Source organism: Vibrio variabilis, assembly GCF_003263785.1.
In the GTDB taxonomy this organism is placed as follows: Bacteria; Pseudomonadota; Gammaproteobacteria; order Enterobacterales; family Vibrionaceae; genus Vibrio; species Vibrio variabilis.
Window position 1 is genome coordinate 182,250 of the sequence record NZ_JYJK01000087.1, and the last position, 21,166, is coordinate 203,415.

Consider the following 21,166-nt stretch of genomic DNA (forward strand, 5'->3'; position numbering starts at 1 on the left):
ATTACGGCTATTCCTTAGCACGTGACCTAGAGCCTGATAGGCTATTCTTCGAACTTGTCGGCATAACCTTTTGGCGGAGGGGTCCAGCCGCGTTCGCGCGAGTGTTTGTCATTGCGGTCTATTTGCATCGCGTCACGAATGAGCCCTTCTAATTCAATGAACAAGTCTCGGTAGTTATTGTCGAAGCGCTCGCCTTCCGCGCCACCTTTCCATCCCTCATATAAACGATCTGACTGTTTGTCTTCGATTGATTTGTAGGTGGCTTTCTGTTGTTCAACAAAGAAAGGATGGAAGCCCAGACAATTCATGGTCTTCGCACCTAGCTCAAGAGCAGAATGATAGGTTTCAGACTCAATATAGTCTGCTCCAGCCTGTTTCAATTGGTAACCATGACCGCGGTCAAATGCTCTGGTAAGAATTTTGACATGAGGGTACGTATGTTTGACGTATTTTACAAGCTCGATACTGGCTTCTTGATTATCAATGGCGACAACCAAGAGCTTGGCCTCTTCGATACCAGCGGTGTGCAGAATATCGGGTTTAGAAGCATCACCAAAGAAGGCCTTTGTACCAATCTGACGCATGTTATCGACTTGGTCAGCTCGAACATCCAGCGCGACGGTCTTTACGTCATTCGCAACCAGTAGACGGTTGACGATTTGGCCAAATCGACCCATGCCTGCGATCATCACCGTGCCGCGTTCATCGACGGTATCGGCTTCGCGATCATTACTCTCTTTCTCGTAACGCGGCAATATCACCTTATCAAACAGGATAAATAATCCCGGCGTTAAGAACATAGATAGAGCGACGACAAGCGATAGCGTTTGAGCGATATCGTTCGGCAGAACGTGGTTTTGAACCGAGAAACTAAGAAGAACGAAACCGAATTCGCCTGCTTGAGCTAAGCTGAGCGTGAACAGCCATCGAGCACTATCTCGGATCTTGAAGATGATAGCGAGTCCATAGAGCACTGCTGCCTTTAACAGCATGACGCCTAATGTTAACCCAATGATGACGAAGAAATCATTGAACAAAATTCCAAAGTTGATACCCGCTCCAACGGTAATGAAGAACAGACCAAGAAGCAGGCCTTTAAACGGATCGATATTAGACTCAAGCTCATGTCTAAACTCACTGTTCGCCAATACTACGCCCGCCAAGAAAGTACCCAGAGCAGGAGAGAGCCCGACTAGACTCATCAAGGCCGCAATACCAATAACAAGCATTAGCGCGGTGGCAGTGAAAATTTCGCGAAGACCAGACGATGCAACGAACCTAAACAATGGTCGGCTCAAATAGTGACCGCCAACTACGACGACCGCGATAGAGGCTGTGATTACCAAGCCATAAGCCCAACCGGGTAAACCTGCCACTAAACTGAGCTCTTCGTGATGATCGGCGGCATGTTCAACGGCGTTTTGAGCCTGTTCAACCAGTTCCGGTATTGCCAGTAGCGGGATAAAGGCCAGCATAGGAATGACCGCAATATCTTGGAATAACAGCACTGAGAAGGAACTTTGGCCACCCTCCGTCTTGGCAAGGCCTTTTTCATGGAAGGTTTGCAGTACGATTGCTGTCGAGGATAGGGCGAAAATCAAACCAATGGTCAGTGCTATGCTCCAAGTTTGACCGAAGACAAGAGCAATACCCATGACAGCCGCCGCGGTTCCGCCAACTTGAATGCCACCCAAGCCAATTAGTTTGTGACGCATGTTCCAAAGCATTTTTGGCTCAAGTTCTAGACCCACCAAAAATAGCATCATTACCACACCAAACTCGGCAAAGTGTTGGATGGTCGTCGTCTCTTCACCAACGAGACCAATGATCGGTCCTATAACAACGCCCGCGATCAAATAACCAAGTACCGAACCAAGTCCAAGTCGTTTAGCAATCGGTACAGCGATTACCGCGGCAACTAAATATATGAACGCCTGAAGAAAATAACCTGTCATGATGCTCCCTCATCGGATTGAACTTCCTGTTCTTGTGGCCAGTAGTGATTGAGCTTATCCATTGGCTTTGCACGTTCTATGTCAAAATCACCGGTGACTAATAGGTTGAGCAACTCGCGCCAACGTTCCCTATGTTCGGGTATTCTGCGCTCTTCTTGTGCCGTCCTTGAACCAAATAGACAGAAGGGCGGGAGGTACGTCATACCCGTCATGGTCGCGGTTTGCTCTAAGGGTTGCAGTAATTCCCGAATGGTGAAGTGGTTGTAACCGTCGGTTTGATAGGCATCCGCCTTACCACCAGCAGAAATCGCACATAGAAAGGTTTTACCGTGTAGAGCTTTCCCGTCTTGGCCATAAGCAAACCCATATTCCAAAACCAGATCTTGCCACTCTTTTAAAATCGATGGAGTTGAGTACCAGTAAAGAGGAAACTGAAAAATGATGACATCGTGATCGATAAGTCGCTGCTGCTCTCGGTCGATATTGATGTTATAGGTTGGATACTCATAATATAGATCTACGGCCGTCACGCCTTTGATGGAGCCTGCATCTCGGAACATTGGCGCGTTGACTTCGGAGCGCCGCTGAGAAGGGTGTGCATAGAGCACAAGAACTTTATTGTTATTTTCTGGCATAATTGCGTCCGGATAGCTTTGTCTATGAGCTTTAATATCTAGTACACAAAAAGAGATTTTTCAATTGGTTACCATCTAGTGACCTATGTGGCTTTCAGAGTTTTTTCAACCAGTGACAGTATTAACGCTGTTTCCAAGTTGCTGAATCCTAAGGAGTATTTTTAGTGTCATTATCAGTGAGACCCGCAAAACAAGAAGATTCAGAACAACTGCTAGAGCTTTATCGGAAAACAATTCGCACTGTAAATTGTAATGATTACAATGAGATGCAGGTCGATGCTTGGGCTCCTCTCGATCTTACTAAAGAGGTATTTGAGGGTTACATTTCAAGATGCTGCCCGTTTGTCGTCGTAGAAGGTGAGCAGATCCTAGGTTATAGCGATCTACAACCCGATGGATTGATTGATCATTTTTATTGTCATCATCAAGCTCAGCGGAGAGGCGTGGGTTCTTTGTTGATGGACACTATTTTCGATAAAGCGAAGCAAGCCAAACTCGATAGGTTGTATTCCTTTGTGAGCATTACGGCAAAACCGTTCTATCTCCATTTCGGCTTCACGGTGGTTCGTCCTAACGAAGCGGAAATAAGGGGTGTTTTACTTAACAATTTTCTGATGGAAAGGTTACTTGATAATGAGCAATAGTATGTTTGATGTGCGAGAGGTAAAGCAGTCAGAATTACCGCTCGACATATTGCTGATAGCGGATCCTGAAGAAGTCGCAATTAATGTCTATCGTGAGCGCTGCAGCGGCTTCGCGGTGTATATGCAAGGCGCTTTGATTGGAGCATTGCTGGTGGAGATTGACAGCAATCACTGCTCCGCAGAGCTTTTCAATATTGCTATTTATGAACAGTATCAAGGGAAAGGCTTTGGTGGTGTTTTGCTTGATGAGACGTTAGCGTTACTCTCTAAGAAAGGTATCAAGTGTGTTGAACTAGGGACGGGTACTTTTGGCTATCAGCTTTCTTTCTATCAAAGGCATGGCTTCAGAGTCGATTCAATCGTTAAGAACTTCTTCTTAGATAACTATGACGAACCAATCTATGAGCATGGTATTCAGCACAAAGACATGCTGCGCCTTGTGTGGCGCAGCGAGAAGTAGTCATCAGCGTTTGTTACTTTATGTCAGAAAGGCGATGTAACCTTGAATGACCACGAGATTAATGAGGTCGATAAAGAAAGCACCAACAAGAGGTACGATGAAATAAGCTTGAGGTGAAGGACCGTAGGAGCCCGTGATGGCTTTTAGGTTCATCATTGCAGTGGGTGTCGCGCCCATGCCAAAGCCAACATGGCCTGCTGCGAGAACTGCTGCATCGTAAGATTTACCCATAATACGGAAGGTAATCCAATACACAAACGCAAGAGTTAGCATAAGCTGCGCCATTAAAATAACGAGTAGAGGCAACGCTAAGTCAAATAAATTCCATAGCTTTAAGTCCATCAGCGCCATCGCTAGAAATAGCCCCAATGAAAGGTTCGCACTCTTATCGGCTTCAAAGCGAATCGTGTCCAACTTGCGTCTCACCAACGGCACGTGACCAAGCACAATACCAAGCATGATTGCGTATACGAAGTTTGGAACCAATGCCAAACCCTTAATACCTGATGATTGGACGACTTGATGAATGTGCCCACTCAACACGGCACAAACCAGTATCACGGCAACAGCGATAACATAGCCGGCGATGTTACTTACGTCCGCTCGTGAATGACGCTTTGGTTGCGTTTTACGTGTATTTGAGCTTGGCTTTACTGTCGAAGTTAGTTGGTAACGCTCTACTAATCTGGTACCGATTGGACCACCGAAAATCCCACCTGCAACCAAGCCAAATGTGGCACATGCCATTGCGATCTCCAGTGCTCCGGGGATATGCAGTTGATCATTGTAGACTGACGCCCATGCTGCGCCTGTACCATGTCCACCAGAGAGCGTTATCGAGCCCGCCAATAGGCCAAGTAGAGGCTCAAGGTCTAGCACACTCGAAAGTGCTACGCCTAATATGTCTTGGAATAGAATGAAAACAGCAGCGCAAACGAGGAAGCTAACTAGGGCGGTTCCCCCGTGTTTTAGAAGACGTAGATCAGCTGATAAGCCAACACTAGCGAAAAACATCAACATCAAGGTGTCTTTGAGCGGCAGTTCAAACGTGACATTGATACCAGCGTAATGTAGGGCCATTGTGACTAAAGAGACCAGAATACCGCCTATGATAGGAGAGGGTATATGGTATTTACTGAGTGTTTTGAAACAGCCTAATAATTTCGAGCCAACCCATAGGATTAGGAAGGCAAGAAGCATAGATTCTACGCTGTTTAAAGTAATGTCAGACATAGTGGGTAATTGCTTTTGGTTGTGATGAGGCCTTCAAACTGTGAGGCAAGAGTTTGATTGGGATCCTATGGGCGAACGCTCAAACCTCAAACTCGACTTTGAAGGATGTCATCCTACTTGCAGCACATAAGCATTGACGCTTGCTCATTTGGTCGGTAGATTTCCCGCCCTTACTGATGAATTAATAGACTGATAGTTGGAGGTTTTCTATGGGTGAGATGTATACCAAACATGCGAAAAAATACGCAGATGCTATTGAGAACAATGCATACAATGCGTTATATGAGCGTCCTTCAACATTAGCTTTGACCGGTGATGTGAATAACAAACAGGTACTTGATTTAGGCTGCGGCCCCGGCGCTTATGCAGAGCACTTTGCTCAGGCGGGAGCATGCGTGACAGCAGTAGATCTTGCTGAAGAAATGGTTGCCATTACTAAGGAAAGAATTGGTGACAACGTCACTTGTTATGTTCAAGATTTGGAGAAGGGGTTGCCTAGAGAGCAAGACGATACGTTTGATCTCGTTGTCTGTCCTTTGATGCTTCATTATCTCAACGATCTCGTTCCGCTGTTCAAAGAAGTTCATCGAGTATTGAAACCCGGGGGCATGTTTGTTTTCTCTACTCATCATCCTATCGTTGATTTTGAGGATGACGCGTTTAACAACTACTTTGATGTCGAACTGCTGACCGAAGAATGGGATACGGTAGGTGAACCGGTGGAGGTTTCATTCTATCGACGCTCGTTCACTAATTTGTTTGACAGTTTAATGGACGGAGGTTTTGTCCTAGATAAGTTCTCTGAGGGTAAGCCTAACCCTGCGATGAAAGTGACGTCACCTGAAACGTTTGAGAGGCTATCTCGCCGACCAAACTTCATATTTATCCGTGCCAAAGCCAATTAGTTCTCTTTAGTTAACACTAAATAGTCATCGTTTCCTGCTAGATTTTCATCAAAAGGGCAAAAAACGTGTTTTTTTTGCCCAATAACCCGTTCAATTTACAAATCAATTTGGCATTGGCGGCGGGTTTTATTAGTATGTACAGCTATCAAAAAACACCCTTATGGATACTACCGGACGGTAGACGAGGAAACGATGCAACATCTAGAAGAGATCATTGCTAACGCGGGCACGGCTATTGAAGCTGCAGACTCGCTAGTCGCACTTGACGAAGTGCGTGTTCAGTATCTAGGTAAAAAAGGTGAGCTAACAGCTCAACTTCAAAGCCTAGGTAAACTACCACCAGAAGAGCGCCGCAGTGCTGGTCAAGAGATCAACAAAGCAAAAGGCGTGGTTCAGCAAGCTATCGCAGCACGCAAAGACGCACTGCAACGTGCAGAGCTTGAATCCAAGCTAGCGGCAGAAACTATCGACGTAACCCTACCAGGTCGTCGTATCGAGAACGGCGGTCTACACCCAGTTACTCGTACTGTTGAGCGTATTGAAAAGTTCTTTGGTGAGTTAGGCTTTAGCACTGAGTCTGGACCTGAAATTGAAGATGCATTCCACAACTTTGATGCACTGAACATTGCAGAAGATCACCCAGCTCGTACTGACCACGATACCTTCTTCTTCAACCCTGATCTGATGCTACGCACACACACGTCTGGTGTACAGATCCGTACGATGGAAAATGGCAAACCACCATTCCGCTTCATCGCACCGGGCCGTGTTTACCGTAACGACTACGACCAAACACACACGCCAATGTTCCACCAAGTGGAAGGCATGCTGGTTGACGAAAATGTTAACTTCGCACAGCTGAAAGGTATCCTGCACGATTTCCTAACTAATTTCTTCGAAGAAGATCTTGAAGTTCGTTACCGTCCGTCATACTTCCCATTCACCGAACCTTCAATGGAAGTGGACGTTAAGCGTAAAGATGGCAAATGGCTAGAAATCCTAGGCTGTGGCATGGTGCACCCAAATGTACTTCGCAGCGTAGGCATCGACCCTGAAAAATACTCTGGCTTTGCATTTGGCATCGGTATTGAGCGTCTAGCTATGCTTCGTTACGGTGTTAATGATCTACGTTCGTTCTTCGAGAACGACCTACGTTTCCTAAAACAGTTCAAGTAATCCAGAGGGTTCATCACAATGAAATTCAGCGAATCATGGCTTCGTGAGTGGGTAAACCCTTCAGTTTCTACTGACGAGCTTACGCACCAAATTACAATGGCTGGCCTAGAGGTAGACGACGTACTGCCTGTAGCGGGCTCTTTCACTGGCGTTAAAGTAGGTAAAGTGGTTGAGTGCGGTCAGCACCCAGACGCAGACAAGCTACGCGTCACTAAGGTTGATGTTGGCGCCCAAGACGAAAATGGCGAAAAGCAACTGCTAGACATCGTTTGTGGCGCTCCAAACTGTCGTGAAGGTCTGAAAGTAGCAGTAGCAACCGTTGGTGCTGTTCTTCCAGGCGATTTCAAAATCAAGAAAGCAAAACTACGTGGTCAACCTTCACACGGCATGCTGTGCTCGTTTACTGAGCTAGGTATCGATGTTGAATCTGACGGCATCATGGAACTGGCTGAAGACGCTGTTATCGGTACTGATTTCCGTGACTTCCTAGGTCTTGATGATGTGACGGTTGACGTTGACCTAACAGCAAACCGCGCTGACTGTTTCAGCATCCGTGGTCTTGCTCGTGAAGTAGGCGTTCTAAACCGTGCTGACGTAACTGCACCAGCGGTTAACCCTGTTGACGCATCTATTGCTGACGTGGCGTCTATCGAAGTTAAAGCAACGCAGGCGTGTCCTCGTTACCTTGGTCGTATCGTTAAGAACGTGAACGTTCAAGCAGAAACACCACTATGGATGCAAGAGAAACTGCGTCGTTGTGGTATTCGTTCAATCGACCCTGTTGTAGATATCACTAACTATGTGCTTCTAGAGCAAGGTCAGCCAATGCACGCGTTCGATCTAGCTAAGATTGAAGGTGGCATCGTTGTTCGTATGGCAGAGCAGGGCGAGAAACTGACTCTTCTAGACGGCACTGAAGCTGAACTAAACGCAGACACACTTGTTGTTGCTGACCACAACAAAGCACTTGCTATTGCGGGTATCTTTGGTGGTGAAGAGTCTGGTGTAACAACTGAGACAAAAGATGTGCTTCTAGAGTGTGCGTTCTTCGCACCTGACCACATTCGTGGCCGTGCACGTAGTTACGGTCTTCACACGGATTCTTCAATGCGTTTCGAGCGTGGTGTGGACTATGCACTGCAAGCAAGCGCAATGGAGCGTGCAACAGAGCTTCTAGTTGAGATCTGTGGCGGTGAAGTGGCACCTGTGGTTTCTGTTGAGTCTGACGCAGACCTGCCTAAGCCAAACACAGTTGAACTGCGCCGTACTAAGCTAGATTCACTTCTTGGTCACCACATCGCTGACTCTGAAGTTGTTGAGATCCTAGAGCGTCTAGGTCTAACAGTAACGACAACTGATACAGGTTGGACGGGCGTTGCGCCAACATGGCGTTTTGACATCGCAATCGAACAAGACCTGATTGAAGAAGTGGGTCGTATCTATGGTTACGACAACATCCCAAACCAACACCCTGCTGCAACACTTAAGATGCACAATCACGTTGAAGCGAATCTTCCGCTGAAACGTGTACGTGACCTACTTGTTGACCGTGGCTACCATGAGGCGATTACTTATAGTTTTGTTGAGCCAGAGCAGCAAAAGCTTGTCGTACCAGACGTTGAGCCATTGATTCTGCCATTCCCAATCTCTGCGGAAATGTCAGCAATGCGTCTTGGTCTTATCCAAGGTCTTCTCAATACGGTTGTTCACAACCAGAAGCGTCAGCAACCACGTGTTCGTCTATTCGAATACGGCCTGCGTTTCATCCCTTGCGAAAGCGCTGAAAACGGCATGCGCCAAGAGCCTATGCTTGCAGGTGTGATTGCGGGTACTCGCAGCGAAGAGCATTGGGACATTGAAACCAACACCGTTGATTTCTTTGACCTAAAAGGTGACCTAGAAGCGATTCTAGAACTGTCTGCAAACGAGAAAGCCTACTCATTTGCTGCAGCGAAACATCCAGCACTTCACCCTGGTCAATCTGCAGCAATCGTTGTAGATGGCAAAGAGGTTGGTGTCATCGGTACTATTCACCCAGAACTAGAGCGTAAGTTCGGTCTAAACGGTCGTACTATTGTATTCGAAGTAGAATGGTCAGCAATCAACACGAAAGTGATTCCAGAAGCGGCAGGGCTTTCTAAGTTCCCAGCAAACCGTCGTGACATCGCTGTTGTTGTTGATGAAGCGGTAGCTTCTGGTGACATCGTTGCAGCTTGTCTAGAACAAGGCGGCGAGTTTCTGAAAGATGCGAAGCTATTTGACGTTTACGTTGGTAAGGGCGTTGAAGAAGGTAAGAAGAGCCTAGCAATTGCGCTTACTCTACAATCTGTTGAGCGTACGCTTGAAGATGCTGATATCGCCGGTGCAGTAGACGCAATCGTTGCCCATGTTTCTGAGAAATTTGGAGCATCACTGCGTGACTAATCGCGTTTAGCTATCAACGTGAATTGCCTGAAAAAGCGAGTTACTGAAAAGTAACTCGCTTTTTTTATGCCTCGACATAAAAGGGAAGAAAAACCCAGTTTCATATCGAATATATGTTGCAACTCGCTGTTTTTACACAATAAATTATAACTCATCTGCATCAAGGTCACTATTTTTAATTTTGTTTATAACTTTATTAAAGTCTGCTTGATGTGTGTTTTGTGGGATAAAACTCCGTTCAATCTTGTTTGGGTAACCTATATCTCTAACATGTGCTGCAAATCCGACAACTTGCTAAAACTTAAAGCAAAATCCTGACATAGTTCTGAAATAAAAAAGTTGGCGAAAATCAGAAGGTTGGCTTACACTTTTCAAAGTTGACCTGTTATGTTGTTGATTGGTCGAACGAAATCTTAAGCGTTATCACTGCGATAACAAGGTATGAATTAGCTTTGAGGGGAGTTTTATGGCGCTCACAAAAGCCGATCTGGCTGAGAACCTATTTGAGAAACTCGGATTCAGTAAAAGGGATGCCAAGGAAACGGTAGAAGTGTTTTTCGAAGAAATTAGAAAATCACTTGAAAGTGGCGAACAGGTAAAACTGTCGGGTTTTGGTAATTTTGACTTGCGTGACAAGAACGAACGTCCGGGTCGAAATCCCAAAACTGGTGAAGACATTCCCATTTCCGCTCGACGCGTAGTGACATTCCGTCCGGGTCAGAAACTGAAGGCTCGAGTCGAAAATATCAAAGTAGATTAATGTCCTACTGTTAAACAAAAAGACCACCAAGTGTGGTCTTTTTTGTTGTTTAGAGGTTTGATATTTAGAGGTTTGATATTTAGAGGATATCGAGCGCCAAGCTATTGCTCTACATGCGTTCAATCAAGAGCGGACTACGCCGCTCGAATGTTGGTAGTAATGTAAGGTTGCCAAGCGTTTTGATACAGCTCCATTGATTGGCGTCGTAGGCTGGCAATTTGTGCAGTCTCAAACTCATTAAGTGTGCGGTTTTCAGCGGCTGCTCTGCGCTCAATTCCTTGAACGATTTCATACAAATCGTGCTCAGGTCCACTTTTCACATCAGCGATGTCTTTAAGGTGAAGTTGTACTTCAGCGATAATTCCGGTTTTGGGTAACTTAACCAAGATGTTGAGGTCACGATATCCAGACGCTGCTGGGCTTTTAAAGCGGTTTTTAACCCTAACTACTTGAGCTTCACGGCTAAGCGTTTCATAAGCGCCTACAAGGCTCTCTACGTCCGTGGCGACGATGGTGCCACGCGCTAGGTCTGTGATTTGGTTAACTTGGCCGTTGAGTTCGGTGTCAATCTTCACTTTTGCTCGTTCAGCAGATTTCACACCAGCAAAGTACGCATCGGTGTCAGTCAGTAGAGCGGTGGTTTTACAAAGCGCTTCGAGTTCATGCTGAGCTTGGTGGGCTTTGCTGTACAAGATGTCAAAATCGTTATGGGGTTGGAAGGCAGCGCTTGAACAGCATCAATGCCGTACAAGCCACTAAGACTGTGTTTGAATACAGATGGACAAATTTCGTTTTGCTCTTGCTTTCCTTTTGTTGGGGTGGAATCGGATTGATTAAGCGTAGCCGCAAATGCAGGTGCGCGGCTGAGTACCAATAGCATTAGTGCTGCAGTACGAAGAAACGTGCTCATTCTCTCTCCTAGTTACGTTATAAAAACGGGTACAAAAAAAGGCGTTAACGCGCAGGAGTGTTGCTAACAATGATATGGGGTTCCTTATGGAAAACCCAACACAAACTGTGTAACAGAGTTTGTAAACTGTGATGCCTATCGTGTAATAAAATCTACGTGAATGGGTGTGACATTTTGTCTGCACTCTGTAAACTCTACGTTAACCATTATCTACAGCGAATATGAACGATAAATGAACGATTTTGAACTTTGGCACGACAAATGGGCTGCAAACAAAATAGGTTTTCACTTAGAAGATGTGAACCCGTTGCTGATTAAGTATTGGGAGCGAGTATCCCCAAAACGCGAAGACAAGGTTTTTGTCCCACTTTGTGGCAAATCCGAAGATCTTGTCTGGCTTGCCCAACGCCATGAAGATGTTCAAGGTGTTGAACTTAGCCAAATCGCCGTACGTTCATTTTTCGCTGAACATTTCTACACACCGATGGTGACACCGATTAACGGTCAGTTTGAGCTGTATCAGTTTGATGAGCTTAACATCTATGTCGGCGACTACTTTTCCGCACCGATTCAACCTGTAGAGCTTATCTATGACCGCGCTGCTCTTATTGCGATGCCTGAAGAGGTCAGAGCGCTTTATGTTGAGAAACTAAAACAATCTCTGAAACCGGGTGGTCGTATTCTTCTTATCACGCTTGATTATGTTCAAAGTGAAATGTCGGGTCCTCCTTACAGCGTACCAAGTTCAGAGGTGGCTCAGCACTTTGGCGACGAGTTTGAAGTGACACTTCTAGAGCATGATGAAGCAGATAGTAATCACCGTCGTATTCAGCAAGGATTGACCCGCTTTGCTGAAGAGGTTTGGTTGATCACGCATCAAGGTTAACCTATTTGGGAGCGGCAATAACCATCGGATTGCCGCTCTAGTTTCTGCACTTTTACTGCTTCACTAACTCTCTAGCGCCCAGTTCAGCTTCTACTGCGGCTTTCAACATGTTGTGGATGACTTTCGATGCAACGAGCGCTACACCAATCATGACAACCGCCATAACAGTTAGCAACTGAAAGTATTCCGCGTACACAGTTTGAGCGATATCTTGGGTAAGTTGTTGCCCCTTTTCTAGTGCGATATTGGTGGATAGTGCTGCACCAACAATCCCGCTTAAAGCGATCGCGACGGAAAACAAACTTACAGAGAAGTTCTCGATGTGATGTGGTGCAACCGACAAGATAAAGGCCACAACCATAGAGCCAACCACGACTTCAGCCATTGCTTGGAAGAAGTGAACTACGAGGAAAACTTCAGGTCTGATGGCAACGTCTTCGCCAACGGTTGAGATAAAGTAGGTTAAGATACCAAATGCAATCGCAGTAAAGACAAACGCTGCGGCGATCTTGGTCGATGTCGACAAGTGAATATTGTTTTTTTCTAGGCGGCTAAATAGGGTCGCGATAATCGGACCACCTACCATACACCACAGTGGGTTCATTGCCATTGCGGCTTCTGGTTCGAGTGGAATGAAACCAAACAACTCACCTTTAAGTGTGTTCATGGCAACAATGTTCATCGATGTCATCATTTGACCGTAGTAGACGAAAAAGCATGTCGTCAGAAACGTCATAATGAGGATGGTGCCCATTTTTAGTCGCTCAGAGCGCGTCACCTTAAACATCAAAAACACAAAGTATCCAATGGCAGCGACTCCAATGGCATACACAATGTTCTGGCCGACATCCATGTTGGAGAACATAAAGAACACCAATGCAATCATAGCGGCCGATAGAGCAAAAAAGACCCCCCAAGCTCTGAGCGATACGTGTTCGGTATCAATTGGCTTCCCAAGTGGTTTGAACTTTCTGTTCAGCGTTATCAGCACAAACAAAGCAACAACAGCCATCAGAGCAGATAGCGCAAATCCGCCGCTAAATCCGATATAGAGTGTGATCATTGGGAACAGGTATTGTCCTAAGAACGCACCGATATTGTTGACCGAGTAGTTAATCGGAAAACCATGCTCAAACTCTTTTTGAGTGGCAAATGTGCGCTTATAGAGGCTAGGGTAAGACGGAGACATCAAGCCACGTCCGTAACTTGCCAGCGCGATACCTGCCATCGCCATAGGAACATGGAGCGTCGTAGCGCCCAAGACCAAAAGTAGATAACCCAGTGTAAACGCGGCATAGCTGATGGTGAGCGAGCGGTAGGCGCCTAGTAACTTATCGGCAATAAACCCGCCAGCGATGGCGAAAAGGGGACCAATAGCGGCGAAAGCGCCAACTACCATCATGGTATCGGCTTCACTGTAGTTAAGGTCTTCTAGAAAGAATCGCGTCAGGCTGACTAAAACGCCATAGAACGATAGACCAAATAGCATCTGGCAGACCATCATGGATTTGTTTAGCTTGTTCCACATAGTTGGCTTCTTAAGGTTGGAAATAGAGGCCGGTATTTTAGAAGAGATGCCAGTGACGCCTAACTCGCCTATGTAGGATGGGACCCTGCAAAGCGATGTTGTATAAAGCGATGCAAACGTTCGGCTTGATGCATAATTGGTAGACGAAAAAATGCCAGAGTTTACACCCTGGCATTTGGTTTACTGTTAGTTTGTAATCAGCTTAAATAGTGGAGCTACTCAGTCTGATTATTTCGCTACGTTGCCTAGTTTCAACCAAGTATCAATCACCGTATCTGGGTTTAGTGATACAGAGCTAATACCTTGCTCCATTAACCACTCTGCTAGATCATCGTGATCCGATGGACCTTGGCCACAAATACCAACGTATTTGCCCGCTTTGGTGGCAGCATCAATAGCCATCTTCAGCATCGCTTTCACTGCTGGGTTACGCTCATCAAATAGATGCGCCACGTCGCCAGAGTCGCGGTCAAGACCAAGCGTTAGCTGAGTCATGTCGTTTGAGCCAATCGAGAATCCATCGAAGTACTTCAAGAACTCTTCAGCAAGAACGGCGTTTGATGGCAGTTCACACATCATGATGACCTTGAGGCCTTGCTCACCACGACGTAGGTCGAACTTAGCAAGTAGGTCGATAACTTGAGCTGCCTCGCTTGGCGTACGAACGAATGGGATCATGATTTCAACGTTTTTTAGACCCATCTCATCACGAACGCGTTTGATCGCTTGCGTTTCAAGCTCAAAGCAGTCTTCAAACACAGGAGAGATGTAACGAGAAGCACCACGGAAACCAAGCATTGGGTTTTCCTCGTGTGGTTCAAACTCTTTACCGCCTACTAGGTTGCTGTATTCGTTTGACTTAAAGTCCGACATACGAACAATTACACGCTTAGGCCAGAACGCTGCCGCGATGGTTGAAATGCCTTCTGTCAGCTTGCTCACATAGAAGTCGATAGGATCTTTATAACCGCGAATACGCTGAGTGATCTCAGCCTGCAGCTCAGGAGACTGCTGGTCAAAGTTCAGTAGCGCTTTAGGGTGAATACCAATCATCTTGTTGATGATGAACTCAAGACGAGCAAGACCCACACCTTCGTTAGGAATTTGAGCAAAGTCGAATGCACGATCTGGGTTGCCCACGTTCATCATCACTTTGGTTGGCAGCAGTGGTAGTTCATCGACAGCGGAGCGGCGGATCTCAAAGTCCAGCTCACCTTGATAAACATAGCCCGTTTCACCTTCAGAACATGAAACAGTAACCACTGCGCCATCTTCCAAGCTGTCGGTAGCGTTGCCACAACCTACGATAGCTGGAATGCCAAGTTCACGAGCGATGATCGCTGCGTGACAAGTACGGCCGCCACGGTTAGTCACAATCGCCGCTGCTTTCTTCATCACTGGCTCCCAATCTGGGTCTGTCATGTCTGTAACCAGAACATCGCCTTCTTGAACAAGTGACATCTGGTCAAGTGAATCAACCAGACGAACGGTACCCGTACCGATACGTTGACCAATCGCACGACCTTCAACCAACACATCAGCTTTGTTGTTTAGCTGGAAGCGTTCAATCACGTTTTGCTCGCTTTGAGAGCACACGGTTTCAGGACGAGCCTGTACGATGTATAGCTTGCCATCGATGCCATCTTTCGCCCATTCAATGTCCATTGGACGCTGGTAGTGCTTCTCGATGATCATCGCTTGTTTCGCGAGCTCTTTGATCTCTTCGTCGTTTAGAGAGAACTGGTTACGTTCTTCATCAGACGTATCGATGATGTCTACCTGTTTACCAATCTCTTGGTTGTCAGAGTAAACCATCTTGATGAGCTTAGAACCAAACGTCTTCTTAACGATAGGCGCTTGACCTTGCTCTAGTAGTGGCTTGTGAACATAGAACTCGTCTGGGTTCACGGCACCTTGTACTACCATCTCACCTAGACCCCAAGCCGAAGTGATAAATACCACTTGGTCGAAGCCAGATTCCGTGTCCAAAGTAAACATAACGCCTGAAGACGCTTTGTCTGAACGAACCATACGTTGGATGCCCGCAGATAGCGAGATACCGCGATGGTCAAACCCTTGGTGCACACGATAGGAAATCGCTCTGTCGTTAAACAGAGACGCGTAGACATGCTTAGTGGCTTCTAGAACCGCATCGATGCTTTTACGTTCAAAAAGGTTTCTTGTTGACCCGCAAAGGAGGCATCAGGAAGGTCTTCAGCAGTTGCGGAGGAGCGCACTGCCACAGAAAGCTCTTCATTGCCTTCGATGAGTTCTTGATAGTTATTTCGAATATCCTGCTCTAAATCAGCAGGGAAGGGGGCTTCTAATACCCATTGACGGATGGTCGCGCCTGTCTTACGCAGTGCGTCAACATCATCAACATCAAGTTCGTCCAATAGCCCGTGAATGCGCTCATCCAATCCTTCGAAATCGAGGAACTGGTTGAAGGCATAGGATGTTGTCGCAAAGCCGTTTGGCACTGAAACACCCGCATTAGCAAGATTTGAAACCATCTCGCCAAGCGAAGCATTTTTGCCGCCGACCTTATCGACATCGTCCATTGACAGACCATTGAACCAAAGGGTGTTGTTTTGCATGTCTTTCTCCAGAAACATTGCAGCTGTAGGATATAGCAAACGATTACGTATTCAGTGAAAAAATATTTAACTATTTTTACAAACTGTGGGGGAACGTGATTGAATGCTAGGGTTTGTTATCGATATTATGTAAAGCATCCTACTTAAATTAATTTGAAAAATTAAATAGAAAATGAAAATTTTAGGTCAAAGTCGTGACGTATTCTACGTTTCTGACGGTACAGCGATTACTTGTGAGACATTGGGGCACGTGGTGCTCGGTCAATTTCCATTCAAAGCTAAAGAAAAGACATTTCCTTTCGTAGAGAGCGCTCATAAGCTCGATGAACTCATTAGGGAAATTAATCAATCCTATGAACGTAATGGCGTGAAACCTTTGGTGTTTTTCTCCATTGTTGTGCCTGAAATTCGAGCAGGATTACTAGAGTCACAAGCGTTTTGTTACGATGTGTTAGAAAGTTTGGTGGCTCAAGTTAAAACGGATTTACAATTGGAGCCTAAGCCAAAACTTCAGCGCTCACACAGTGTTGGCAAAGATTCTGCTAAGTACTTTGATCGTATTGCTGCGGTTGAATATACCTTGCACATGATGATGGCGTCTCGCTTAAAAACCTTGAGGAAGCCGACCTGATTCTACTGGGCGTGTCTCGCAGCGGTAAAACGCCAACCAGCCTATATCTTGCCATGCAATTTGGCCTGCGAGTCGTGAACTATCCATTTATCGATGACGACATTAAACGCTTGCGCCTAATGCCTGAGTTTGAAATCCATCGTCATAAGTTGTTTGGCCTGACTATCAACCCAGAGCGTCTAACAGAAATTCGTGAAAACCGCTTAGCAGGAAGTGAATACGCCAGTACCGAACAATGTCTGCAGGAGCTGGCGAGTGTTGAAGCGTTGTTTAGGCGTGAAGCGATCCCTTATATCAATACGACGTCACTGTCGGTGGAGGAGATCTCAACGAGGGTATTAGAGCGAGCTGGATTGAAGCGGCGGGTATTCTAAGAATAGAGAACCCATTTCCAACTCCAAAAGTTACCAATGACAAGACTTCAAACAGCGCTCTGACTCACAGCGCTGTTTGCGGCCAGTCGTTACAATAGTGGCAAACTTCATTCGAATAAGAACCCAGTCATACCATGTTGATTTTCGTATTGCTAAGCATCACTGTCGTTTTTGTTGTCGCTTATGCAAGTATGAACAAAGTATCTGAAGTTAAAAAAAGAGTTGGGTACGCCACGGCGTTGAGTGCGAGTATTGTTGGCATTTCATTATTTCTCTGGAGCCAGTTTCGCACACCGTTGCCAGAGTCAGCCGCTCTCAGTCATATACAAGACCATCAAAGCGTCATGCTTGATCTTCAAAATTCACTAACAGAATCCCCAAACGATGCCGAGTCTTGGTTTAAGCTAGGTCAGCTGTATATGCAGAGTCTGGAGTTTGATTCCGCAGCAACGTGTTTCAATTACTCAATTCGTCTCTCTAGTATGCCGTATGCGGGGCAGTATGCCGCCTTAGCAACAGCGCTTTACTATCAATCCTCACAAACGATTACGCCTGACATTCAGCGCTACCTAGACAAAGCGCTAGAGCTCGATGGTGACAATGACACGGCATTGCAACTTATCGCTTCGGACTATTTCTTGAATGGAGAATACGATGAGGCGATTCGTGTTTGGACGCAGATATTGGATTCGAATCGAGTGGGTATAGATAGAGCGGCGCTTGTTGAAAAAATAAACCAAGCCAAAGGCATGCGATAGTTCATGGCTTAAAGGCTTCAAATAAAAGCCGCTAAAACCTTTAGCGGCTAACACAGGTTGTTTCATTTTAAGCGTGCGTATACACAAATCCACCATACATATACTTAGTTGCTTCGGCTCCAAGAATCACCACCTTGCTTCCTTTCGATAGTGTTCCGCTATTAACGAGTTTAGAGAAACTGCACCAAATAGCAGCAGAACCCAGGTTACCCCAGTGTTTGGCGTCGTTGATGATCTTGGCTGGATCAATGTCTAGCGCCTCTGCCAGCATAGTATCTATATGGCCGCTTGCTTGATGGGGGATGATGTAGTCAAAGTCGTTGAGCTCATAGCCACGACTTCTCAATGCCAGAATACTGGCTTGAAACAATGCCTCTCCGCTTTTTCTTACGTTGCTGGCATCGTGATGAAAACGTGCTTTACCGTCTTGGGTATATACGGACATTGAGCCTCCATCCAGTGACAAACCGGGTGATTGCTCAACCCCAATTTGACCAGTAAAGCAGTCTGATATTTTGCCTAATCCCGGTACGTCTTCTGGAGCGATAATGACCCCGCCGGCACCATCACCCATTTGCATGTAGTTGACCAACTGAGATTGGTCGAGAAAATCTGGGTGGTAATCAAAATACACGGAACCTGTTTCACTGCCGACAATCATCACTGGCTTATCTAGCATGGCCATTCGTGGGATGGCGATTTGCAAGCCACTTGAAAACCCAGTACAGGCTTGTCTTAATTCCATGAAAGGGCCGTGATAGCGAAGCTTCTCTGCCACCCATGCAATGCTAGGGGGAAGTTGAGTGTCGGGTGTCGTAGTGTGACCGATTAGATAATCGATGGAGTCCAATGCAGTGTTCGATTGCTCAAGCAGTTGTGTCACAACACTAACCACAAGATCAGAGTTGCTTGGCGTCGGTGCGCTGGTATGTGAATAAATGCTGCGTGAAAAATGGCGTCCTTCAATACCTAAAAATGGCGAAATCCGAGACGCGATTTTTGCGTAGCGTTTTCCTGCTAATCGTTCCAATGCATCTAACAGTTGTGCGTTGTCCAGATGTTGTTCTGGGAATAAATGGTGGGCGGCGAGCAGTGATACACTGCCGGGCAGAAACGTTGCACTCATATTAGCTCTCCCTAGCTTCAAAGATGTGCTCGAGCGTGATACCAAGCGTGTCAAAGGCTTCTCGCTCAGTATTGAGTAGTTTGAACAGTTTTTGTGAAATCAGTGTGTTGAGTGATCGCCATTTTGCACGGTCGTATCCTAGAGCGAGAGCATGCTTTTTTGCTGCTGTGACATGACGCGCTTCGTCTTGTTTGATAGCTCGGCACAACAGAACGAACGGATGGTGTGGGTCAAGTCGGCCCTTCTCTAGACTCAGCATAATTTTACAAACCAATGCGTCAAGACATGCGATTTGAGCAAAATGTTCTTCGAACGTGTTTCTGGAACCCAGTGAAGCAAAAAAACGCTGACTGCGGCGTTTTATTGCTACGACATCAGAAGGTTGTTCTAACTGAGATTGTACAAACTCGAGAGCATCTTCATGGTATTTCTCATCAGCGACAATGCGTTCAAAATCACTTTGGGCTGACGCGAGTGTTTGTGGAAGATCACGTTGTGACTCGTTATAGAATACCCATTGCGAGCTTTGTTCCCCGCATACCAATAGGGGGAGAAGCCTAGACAGAGCAGTTTGCTCTACTTGTGTAAATTCGAATATCGTATTTCGATACTCGTGAAGCCAGTACTTAACCGGACTTTCACTGACACCTTCAAAGGGAACAGCAGGAAAACATGGTTTCATGGGCACTCTCAACATCCTTTTACAACACACACTATACCAAGACCGAGGTAAAGCCGAATTCCTTTCTTCTACGTTAAGTTTTTTATTTAATTCATGTTTAGTCTGTCTACATCTTAGTTTATATCCTGCCGAATTTACTTCTATGCTGAAAGTGTCAAATTGGACTACTTATCGGAGATGAGACATGACAGACGTTCCAAATGGATTGGTAGAAGGCCGAGTATTGGCGAAAAAACAGTGGACTCACAATTTATTTAGTCTTGAAGTTTTAGCGCCCATAGAACAGTACGCAGCAGGCCAGTTTACAAAACTGGGTCTGCGTAACGAAGAGGGTGAGTGGGTGCGCCGAGCGTACTCTATGGTAAACCACCCCAACCATGAGTACGGCTACCAACATCTGGAGTTCCTAATTATTGCCGATAGCGATGGACAACTGTCGCCGAGACTCAATCAGCTTGATTCTGGTGATCCAGTCTTTGTCGGAAAACAGCCTTCGGGGTTTATGACGATTGAAGAAATTCCGGAGTACACCAGTGAATTGTGGATGTTGTCGACGGGCACTGCCATTGGGCCATTCTTATCAATGCTGGGCGATAATAGGTTGTCTAACAGGTTCGAAAAGATAGTTTTGGTCCACGCAGTAAGACGTGCAGATGAGCTTGTCTACAGCCAAACTATTCAAGACGCACAGACTAGACTGGGAAAGCGGTTTAAATTCGTCTCTATTGTTTCCAGAGAAGATCACGATACGAGTTTGTCTGGACGTATTCCGCAGTTACTTTTGGATGGCAAACTACAAAATCACGTGGAATTGGAACTTGATGTGGCAAAAAGCTTTGTATTTATGTGCGGCAACCCCGCCATGGTGAAAGAAACAAGCTCTGCATTAACAGAGCTTGGTTTAACAAAACATTTGCGAAGAAAGCCAGGGCATTTTTCGAGTGAAAACTATTGGTAATAGCCTAGTAGGTATAGCCTAAGCCGAAGTATGCAGCTTCTAGACCTGTGTTGTAACCAATATCTGCAGTGAAGCCAGTGACGCCCGTTTTAAACAGCAAACCTATATTACCGTTGAATCGCAAATCCGATTCATAGGTTTTAAATGGCGCGTCTGTAATTTTCTCTTCACTTCGGTTCGCTACGCCGATACCAGCATATCCGACAAAGTTATCGCTGAGTGATTTAACCAGTCCGACATTAAGGCCAAAGTCATCATTGTTCGGCCCAGTCCCTCCAGCCAAGTTAGCGTAAAAACCATAACTAAGATTTCTATCGTAATACAGACCCACACCAAAGCCACCTTCGCTGGTGGTACCGACCGACACACTATTGTAGGTGCCGGCAAACGAGAAAGTAGAGGCTAAACATAGACCAAGCAGAAGACGTTTTTTCATGAGATCCCTTTTGTGTATGTGTGCCGTTATTGATTTTGGAAACACAATGAAGTTTCAGCTACTTACGATTCTAGCAAAAAGCCCCAAC

16 protein-coding genes and 3 pseudogenes are annotated in these 21,166 nt (G+C 45.9%); 10 read left to right on the plus strand and 9 right to left on the minus strand.

The features are described 5' to 3' along the window. Window positions 1-41: 41 nt before the first annotated feature. Together TZ48_RS15950 and TZ48_RS15955 are read right to left on the minus strand one after the other, a co-directional pair. The gene (locus TZ48_RS15950; RefSeq protein ID WP_112479878.1) at window positions 42-1,955 is read right to left on the minus strand and encodes a monovalent cation:proton antiporter-2 (CPA2) family protein; all 1,914 of its coding nucleotides are present in this window, start codon (window positions 1,953-1,955) and stop codon (window positions 42-44) included. Further along, complete coding sequence (locus TZ48_RS15955; RefSeq protein ID WP_112479879.1) at window positions 1,952-2,590, minus strand: NAD(P)H-dependent oxidoreductase; 639 nt, start codon at window positions 2,588-2,590, stop codon at window positions 1,952-1,954. Before TZ48_RS15955 ends, TZ48_RS15950 begins: the two co-directional genes overlap by 4 nt. Before the next feature lie 164 nt (window positions 2,591-2,754). Here TZ48_RS15955 and TZ48_RS15960 point away from each other — a divergent pair, with 164 nt between their 5' ends. Both TZ48_RS15960 and TZ48_RS15965 read left to right on the plus strand, forming a co-directional pair. After that, the gene (locus tag TZ48_RS15960; RefSeq protein WP_112479880.1) at window positions 2,755-3,234 is read left to right on the plus strand and encodes a GNAT family N-acetyltransferase; all 480 of its coding nucleotides are present in this window, start codon (window positions 2,755-2,757) and stop codon (window positions 3,232-3,234) included. Then, a complete protein-coding gene (locus TZ48_RS15965) occupies window positions 3,224-3,694 on the plus strand; it encodes a GNAT family N-acetyltransferase (protein ID WP_112479881.1) in 471 nt (156 codons plus the stop codon). Before TZ48_RS15960 ends, TZ48_RS15965 begins: the two co-directional genes overlap by 11 nt. Window positions 3,695-3,712: 18 nt before the next feature. Here the strand turns inward: TZ48_RS15965 and gltS are convergent, their stop codons facing one another. Continuing rightward, window positions 3,713-4,927, minus strand: coding sequence for a sodium/glutamate symporter (gltS, locus tag TZ48_RS15970; RefSeq protein ID WP_112479882.1), 1,215 nt, complete (start codon window positions 4,925-4,927; stop codon window positions 3,713-3,715). A 209-nt stretch (window positions 4,928-5,136) separates the two neighbouring features. On the opposite strand from gltS, the gene TZ48_RS15975 reads away from it, so the two are divergent. The 4 genes from TZ48_RS15975 to ihfA all read left to right on the plus strand — a co-directional run bounded on the left by TZ48_RS15975 (window position 5,137) and on the right by ihfA (window position 10,192). Next, window positions 5,137-5,832 (plus strand): class I SAM-dependent methyltransferase, encoded by a 696-nt coding sequence (locus TZ48_RS15975; protein WP_112479883.1) that lies wholly within the window; start codon window positions 5,137-5,139, stop codon window positions 5,830-5,832. A gap of 192 nt (window positions 5,833-6,024) precedes the next feature. Further along, on the plus strand, window positions 6,025-7,008 hold the full coding sequence (gene pheS / locus TZ48_RS15980) for a phenylalanine--tRNA ligase subunit alpha (protein WP_112479884.1): 984 nt from the start codon (window positions 6,025-6,027) through the stop codon (window positions 7,006-7,008). Window positions 7,009-7,026: 18 nt separating this feature from the next. Beyond that, window positions 7,027-9,432, plus strand: a complete 2,406-nt coding sequence (gene pheT, locus TZ48_RS15985; RefSeq protein ID WP_112479885.1) for a phenylalanine--tRNA ligase subunit beta — start codon at window positions 7,027-7,029, stop codon at window positions 9,430-9,432. Between the two features lie 466 nt (window positions 9,433-9,898). Beyond that, a complete protein-coding gene (ihfA, locus tag TZ48_RS15990) occupies window positions 9,899-10,192 on the plus strand; it encodes an integration host factor subunit alpha (protein ID WP_006074250.1) in 294 nt (97 codons plus the stop codon). A 134-nt stretch (window positions 10,193-10,326) separates the two neighbouring features. Here ihfA and TZ48_RS15995 read toward each other — a convergent pair. After that, window positions 10,327-11,102, minus strand: a pseudogene (locus TZ48_RS15995) (nucleotidyltransferase family protein). A gap of 232 nt (window positions 11,103-11,334) precedes the next feature. Here TZ48_RS15995 and TZ48_RS16000 point away from each other — a divergent pair. Next, a complete protein-coding gene (locus TZ48_RS16000) occupies window positions 11,335-11,988 on the plus strand; it encodes a thiopurine S-methyltransferase (protein ID WP_112479886.1) in 654 nt (217 codons plus the stop codon). 52 nt (window positions 11,989-12,040) lie between these two features. Here the strand turns inward: TZ48_RS16000 and TZ48_RS16005 are convergent, their stop codons facing one another. Both TZ48_RS16005 and ppsA read right to left on the minus strand, forming a co-directional pair. After that, entirely contained in the window at window positions 12,041-13,516 is a 1,476-nt protein-coding gene (locus TZ48_RS16005; protein ID WP_112479887.1) for a peptide MFS transporter, read from the minus strand. A 228-nt stretch (window positions 13,517-13,744) separates the two neighbouring features. Then, window positions 13,745-16,113 (minus strand): annotated as a pseudogene (gene ppsA, locus TZ48_RS16010) (phosphoenolpyruvate synthase). 172 nt (window positions 16,114-16,285) lie between these two features. Between ppsA and ppsR the strand changes: the two are divergent. Both ppsR and TZ48_RS16020 read left to right on the plus strand, forming a co-directional pair. After that, a pseudogene (gene ppsR / locus TZ48_RS16015) lies at window positions 16,286-17,118 on the plus strand (posphoenolpyruvate synthetase regulatory kinase/phosphorylase PpsR). Window positions 17,119-17,252: 134 nt separating this feature from the next. Beyond that, window positions 17,253-17,876 carry a TPR domain-containing protein gene (locus TZ48_RS16020; RefSeq protein ID WP_112479888.1) on the plus strand — a complete coding sequence of 208 codons (624 nt, stop codon included), beginning with the start codon at window positions 17,253-17,255 and terminating at the stop codon, window positions 17,874-17,876. A 67-nt stretch (window positions 17,877-17,943) separates the two neighbouring features. On the opposite strand, the gene TZ48_RS16025 is transcribed toward TZ48_RS16020, so the two are convergent. Both TZ48_RS16025 and TZ48_RS16030 read right to left on the minus strand, forming a co-directional pair. Continuing rightward, window positions 17,944-19,002 carry a 3-oxoacyl-ACP synthase III family protein gene (locus TZ48_RS16025; RefSeq protein WP_112479889.1) on the minus strand — a complete coding sequence of 353 codons (1,059 nt, stop codon included), beginning with the start codon at window positions 19,000-19,002 and terminating at the stop codon, window positions 17,944-17,946. A gap of 1 nt (window position 19,003) precedes the next feature. Beyond that, the gene (locus TZ48_RS16030; protein WP_112479890.1) at window positions 19,004-19,684 is read right to left on the minus strand and encodes a hypothetical protein; all 681 of its coding nucleotides are present in this window, start codon (window positions 19,682-19,684) and stop codon (window positions 19,004-19,006) included. Between the two features lie 184 nt (window positions 19,685-19,868). Between TZ48_RS16030 and TZ48_RS16035 the strand changes: the two genes are divergently transcribed. Beyond that, a complete protein-coding gene (locus TZ48_RS16035) occupies window positions 19,869-20,642 on the plus strand; it encodes a ferredoxin--NADP reductase (RefSeq protein WP_112479891.1) in 774 nt (257 codons plus the stop codon). A 4-nt stretch (window positions 20,643-20,646) separates the two neighbouring features. Here TZ48_RS16035 and TZ48_RS16040 read toward each other — a convergent pair whose 3' ends face one another. Next, window positions 20,647-21,078, minus strand: coding sequence for a hypothetical protein (locus tag TZ48_RS16040; protein ID WP_042498597.1), 432 nt, complete (start codon window positions 21,076-21,078; stop codon window positions 20,647-20,649). Window positions 21,079-21,166 lie beyond the last annotated feature (88 nt).